General features: G+C 51.4%; 4 protein-coding genes. All 4 read left to right on the top strand.

Annotation, left to right across the window (positions count from 1 at the left end):
* Nucleotides 1-173 precede the first annotated feature (173 nt).
* Nucleotides 174-509 (top strand): hypothetical protein, encoded by a 336-nt coding sequence (locus tag BQ17_RS20020; protein WP_141699027.1) that lies wholly within the window; start codon nucleotides 174-176, stop codon nucleotides 507-509.
* 69 nt (nucleotides 510-578) lie between these two features.
* Nucleotides 579-1,874 carry a dihydroorotase gene (locus BQ17_RS01360; RefSeq protein ID WP_089723954.1) on the top strand — a complete coding sequence of 432 codons (1,296 nt, stop codon included), beginning with the start codon at nucleotides 579-581 and terminating at the stop codon, nucleotides 1,872-1,874.
* Nucleotides 1,875-2,207: 333 nt separating this feature from the next.
* Nucleotides 2,208-3,089 carry a dihydroorotate dehydrogenase electron transfer subunit gene (locus BQ17_RS01355; protein WP_089723953.1) on the top strand — a complete coding sequence of 294 codons (882 nt, stop codon included), beginning with the start codon at nucleotides 2,208-2,210 and terminating at the stop codon, nucleotides 3,087-3,089.
* A gap of 243 nt (nucleotides 3,090-3,332) precedes the next feature.
* Nucleotides 3,333-4,967: a hypothetical protein gene (locus BQ17_RS20015; RefSeq protein ID WP_141699026.1), complete on the top strand. Its 1,635-nt coding sequence runs from the start codon at nucleotides 3,333-3,335 to the stop codon at nucleotides 4,965-4,967.
* Nucleotides 4,968-5,102: the final 135 nt, after the last annotated feature.

Below are 5,102 nucleotides of genomic sequence, written 5' to 3'. Positions count from 1 at the left end.
AAGTGATAAGTGATAAGTGATAAGTGATAAGTGATAAGTGATAAGTGATAAGTGATAAGTGATAAGTGATAAGTGATGAAGTGGCAAGCTGCTCCCCATTCATCATTCATCATTCATCACCAGGGCAATTGTGAGCTATTTTGCATGCCGCCAAAATGCGGCGAGGAGGAATCATGAGCCTAGTTTCACCCAATCCCGCAGGAAACGTCCTGGGAGGTCTGCCCCTCGTCGGTGGCCTTCTGGGTGGTTCCCAGGGAGGTCTACCCCTCGTCGGCGGCCTTCTGGGCGGTTCCCAGGGAGGTCTACCCCTCGTCGGTGGCCTTTTGGGCGGCCTCCAGGGTACTCCGGCCCACCCGGGTATTCGGACCCTCCAGAATATTCGGACCCATCGGCATATTCGGACCGTCCGGCATATTCGGACCATGCGGAATATTCGGACCTCTCTCCCCAGCGCCTCGCTCCTCGACCTCCTCCAGGGGGGCTCGATCCTCGGCGGTGTCTTGAAATAGGGTGTGCAGGTCAGGAACGGCAGGTCGGCCGTTCCCGACACGAAACCATCTTTTTATCCAAAAATTAAGATGAAACGGGGGACTAAAATCAGCATCTGTAACGGCCGCTTGGTAGATCCGGCGAACGGGATCGACGCCGAGTGCGACCTGCATATCGCCGACGGGCGGATTGCCGCTGTCGGCTCGGCGCCGGCGGGGTTTCGCGCCGACCGCACCTTGGACGCGCGGGGCTTGGTCGTCTGTCCCGGCCTGGTGGATCTGTGCGCCCGGCTGCGCGAACCTGGGTTCGAGCACAAGGCCACGATCGCCGGCGAGACTGCCGCCGCCGCCGCGGCCGGCATCACCACTCTCTGTTGTCCACCGGATACCCAGCCGGTCATCGACACCCCCGCGGTAGCCCAGCTCGTGGCCCAGACCGCCGAGCGTCACGGCCAAGCTCGGGTCGTGCCTGCAGGCGCCCTCACCCAGGGCCTGGGGGGCGAGCAGATCAGTGAGATGGCGGCACTCAAGCACGCCGGATGTCCCGTCATGAGCCACGCCGATCGGCCGATCAAGAACACCCTGGTCCAGCGGCGGGCGATGGAATACGCGACTACCTACGGCCTCACCGTCTTTCTGCGCCCGGAGGACAAACACCTGCGGGACGGGGGGTGTGTCCACGAGGGTCGAGTGGCTACTCGCCTCGGGTTACCGGGCATCCCGGAAGCGGCGGAAACCGTCGCACTCGCGCGAGATCTGGCCCTCGCGGAACAGACCGGGGCCGGCATCCACTTCCGCTGCCTGTCCACCGGTCGCGCCACCCGCATGCTTGCCGAGGCGATCCAACGCGGCATCCGGGCGAGTGCCGATGTGAGTGCCCATCAGCTCTTCTTGACCGAAGACGACATCGGGGCGTTCGACAGCAACTGCCATGTCATACCGCCGCTGCGCACCAGCGAGGATCGAACGGCCCTGCGCGCCGCCCTGGCCCGGGGTGACCTAGCCGCCGTCTGCTCGGATCACCGCCCCCATGAGCAGGACGCCAAGCTGGCCCCGTTCCCCGCCACTGCGCCGGGTATCTCGGCCCTCGAGACCCTGCTGCCCCTCGTGCTGCGCTTGGTTGCCGAACAGGTGCTGGATCTGGCGACTGCGATTGCCCGGATCACCGTCGGACCGGCCCGGATCCTGCAATTGCCTGTGGGCCAGCTCGATCCGGGACGGGTCGCCGATGTCTGTGTCTTCGATCCCGATGCGTGCTGGACACCCTCGGCGTCGACCCTGGTCAGCGCCGGCCTCAATACCCCGTTTCTCGGCCAGGAACTCAAGGGACAGGTAGCCTGGACCCTGCTCGCCGGCCGCGTCGTGTTCCAACGTGAGACCACCTGAACCCTTTTCTTCCCCGCCGGGGGAATTACACGACCACGGCATGTCAAGCACTACCTCATTTGGTAGTGGCTAAGGTCTGAATGACATCGCCGCTAGTATATGTTGGGCACGCCACAAGCTGCACCCCCTCTCCCCCCGAGGGTGTCGCAAAAGCCCCTCTCCCGCCGGGAGAGGGGTTGGGGAGAGGGGGTCAAAGGGCGAGGATCAGTGCGTTTTATGACACCCTCCCGGCGGGAGAGGGGATCAAATGAAGAAATGGGGCATAATCAACCACTCTACGCTAACCATTTAAAAATTTACCACTACCAACATGGGAATCACTTTCTTGCCGCAATGTCATCGGTAGTTGAGAGCATCTGTACTGGTATCTTTCTGGAAGACGCCGAGATCCTCAAGCAGGAAGCCTGTGCAGGCGATCAATTCCTACTGTGCTTGAAGGCCCCGGAGTGCGCGCGGTACGCCCGGCCCGGTTCCTTCGTGCATCTGCAGTGCGATCCCCGGCTACCGATGCGTCGACCGCTCTCGCTCATGCGCGCGAGCCCGCGGGACAACCGGATAGAGCTCCTCTACAAGGCGGTCGGGAAGGGCACCCGACTCCTGGCCCTGAGGCAACCCGGTGAGCGCATCAGCCTGCTGGGACCCATCGGCCGCCCCTTCCAGCCGCATCCCGAGCACCCGCGGCCCCTGCTCATCGGCGGCGGCGTGGGCATCCCTCCCATGATCTTTCTAGCCGACGCCCTGCGCTCGGATCGACGGTTCCGACCCTTCGCCGTCCTCGGCTCCGAGGTACCCTTCCCCTTCCAGCCGCGTCCGTCCCAGTACCTGGTTCCGGGCCTGCCGCCGCAGGTGATCGCTGCCATGCCCTTGCTCGACGACTGGGGCATACCCAACCGGCTCACGAGTCTTTCGGACTTTCCGGGCTGCTTCCGGGGTTATGTCACGGATCTGGCGCGGAAGTGGCTGGAAGGCCTGGACAAATCGGCCCGCGCCGAAGTCGAGGTCTTCGCCTGCGGCCCCCACGCCATGCTCGAAGCAGTCGCCACCCTGGCACGCGAGCTCGGACTGCCCTGTCAAGTCTCCCTGGAGGAATTTATGGCCTGTGCCGTGGGCGGCTGCGCCGGCTGCGTCGTCCAGGTCCGGACCAAACAGGGACCGGCCATGCAGCGTGTGTGCGTGGATGGGCCCATTTTTGATGCCTGTGCCATTTTCGGGTAGCTGTCAGGTCCTTGTCTTGGTAAGCTATGAACAATAGAGTTATACCAGGCGGTAATTTGTTGATTTACAAATATATTTTTGAATTCCACAGGCCATCTGAGAGCGAAAAGAGCTGGATTCATTAATAAAACCGGTTCTTTTCGCTCTCATCTGGCCTCTGAATTTTGAAATATCTTGAAAAATTAACAACTTACCGACAGGTACAACTCTAATATTAAACCATATTGAGAATTGATATCTGCTATGAGAAAATCTAAATTTAACTTATTGTTGAAATATCTTCAAGATAATTCAATAATTATTGAATTATTGTTCGCAGTTTCATTGTTTTTCATTATTGCAGTAAACTCATATTATTTTCTTGGCAATAAATTATCAATAATTTTTATTTCTTACTTAATTATATATACTTTTTATCGATCCTTATTTGGATTGTTTTTTAATACTCTTTCATTGGGGTTAAAGATAAATTTATATCCTGCAATAGCTATAAGTTCTTTTTTATTGACAATCGTGATCTCTAAGTGGCCCGGATTATTCCAGAATGACTCGCTGGGAACTCTAGAAACTGTTAAATCACTAAATATTTCAAATTGGTATGGCTTAATGTCGCCAATTTTATTTATTGGTCAATATTATGTTTTTCCACATGAGTTTTCTTTGGTTGTGCCAAATTTAGTTGTTTTTGCACTGTCTACTTACATCTGTTGTATTTACATACAAAAGAGTATCAAATCTTGGAAAATATCATTTATTATTATTTCTTTCCTTTTTGTTGTTTTTACAATGTCAGTACCTCTAATAAATCACTTATTACTTGCGGGGCATTATACTTCTTTATTTGGATTTCTATCCTTATTGATTGGTGTTTCAATATTTACATTGCTGGGCAGCAATGAGGAATTTAATTACAAGCCTTGGTTATATGTGTCTGTTTTATCGGCTTTATCGATGGGTTTGCGGTATGAAGGTGTGCTCAATGTATTAATAACGACTTTAGCAATCGTACTTTACATCAAGAAAAATTTTGAGTTATCTTCAAAAACAAACAATGTATTTAAAATTTGTTTTGTTTTATCTCCATCATTAATTTCAGTTATTTTAATTTTCCTGGTTAACTTTGTACCATATTTTGACCAAAAGAAAAACAATCACTATGAAGTACTTCCGTTAGCAGGAATAGCTGCGTATATTCTAAAGCAACCTGATTGGATTTCTCCCGATAAAAAGAAAACTTTAGAAAGTATTGGTCGATTTATTGATATTAAATATATCACCGAAACACAGCATGGTCATACTGAACCAAATTATTTTTTTCATAAAAGAAACCTGCAAGCAACTAATGAAGATAAGAGATCTTTTATATCTGGCGTATTTGAACTTATACTTTGGAATCCTGCGCACTTTATGAATTCTAGATTATTGTTAGCTTTTGCAACTTCTGGTATGCACCAGGATGGTGGTTGGTTTTACTATGACGGTATTCGGCTTATGAACGATCCGAGAATAAAGGAGCTTAGAGATAATTACCTACGGAGACCGCTTCCAACACTAGAAGCTTGGCTAGATCAACAGATGGTATCAGCTGCCCAATATAAGGGAGTATCAACTACCGGGTCATTTATCTCACATAATTGGGTTCTATTTCTAATATTATTTATAATTCCTATTGTTTTTATAAAAAGGAACAATATCGAGTTTGTTTTTTTGGTTATGGTATTAATAGCAAAAATACCTGTAAATTTGATATTTATGCCAACCTCACATTCAATGCACTATTTGACCATTTACGCAGGGTGGACAATTGTGTTGTGTCTTGCTGTAAGCCATTCTCTGAGAGGGTATCACGGATCCGCTCGAATGCGAACTAAAGCTTGATAGATGTTGAAAGGCGAACACATTTGAACTTGGCACAGGTTAGTTCAGTATCTTTTATTGACTCAACCACTATGCACTAAAGTGCATAGGTTGCCCCCTGGACTGAAAGTCCTAAATCATTCCAGGATAATGTTT

This window comes from Candidatus Thiosymbion oneisti, from assembly GCF_900092655.1.
Lineage (GTDB): Bacteria > Pseudomonadota > Gammaproteobacteria > Chromatiales > Chromatiaceae > Thiosymbion > Thiosymbion oneisti.
This window is presented reverse-complemented; position numbering and strand designations above follow the sequence as displayed.

What these genes read in the sequence shown, in the direction of transcription:
- BQ17_RS01355 (WP_089723953.1), top strand. Translation starts at nt 2,208, where the DNA reads ATGTCATCGGTAGTTGAGAGCATCTGTACTGGTATCTTTCTGGAAGAC.
- BQ17_RS20020 (WP_141699027.1), top strand. Translation starts at nt 174, where the DNA reads ATGAGCCTAGTTTCACCCAATCCCGCAGGAAACGTCCTGGGAGGTCTG.
- BQ17_RS20015 (WP_141699026.1), top strand. Translation starts at nt 3,333, where the DNA reads ATGAGAAAATCTAAATTTAACTTATTGTTGAAATATCTTCAAGATAAT.
- BQ17_RS01360 (WP_089723954.1), top strand. Translation starts at nt 579, where the DNA reads ATGAAACGGGGGACTAAAATCAGCATCTGTAACGGCCGCTTGGTAGAT.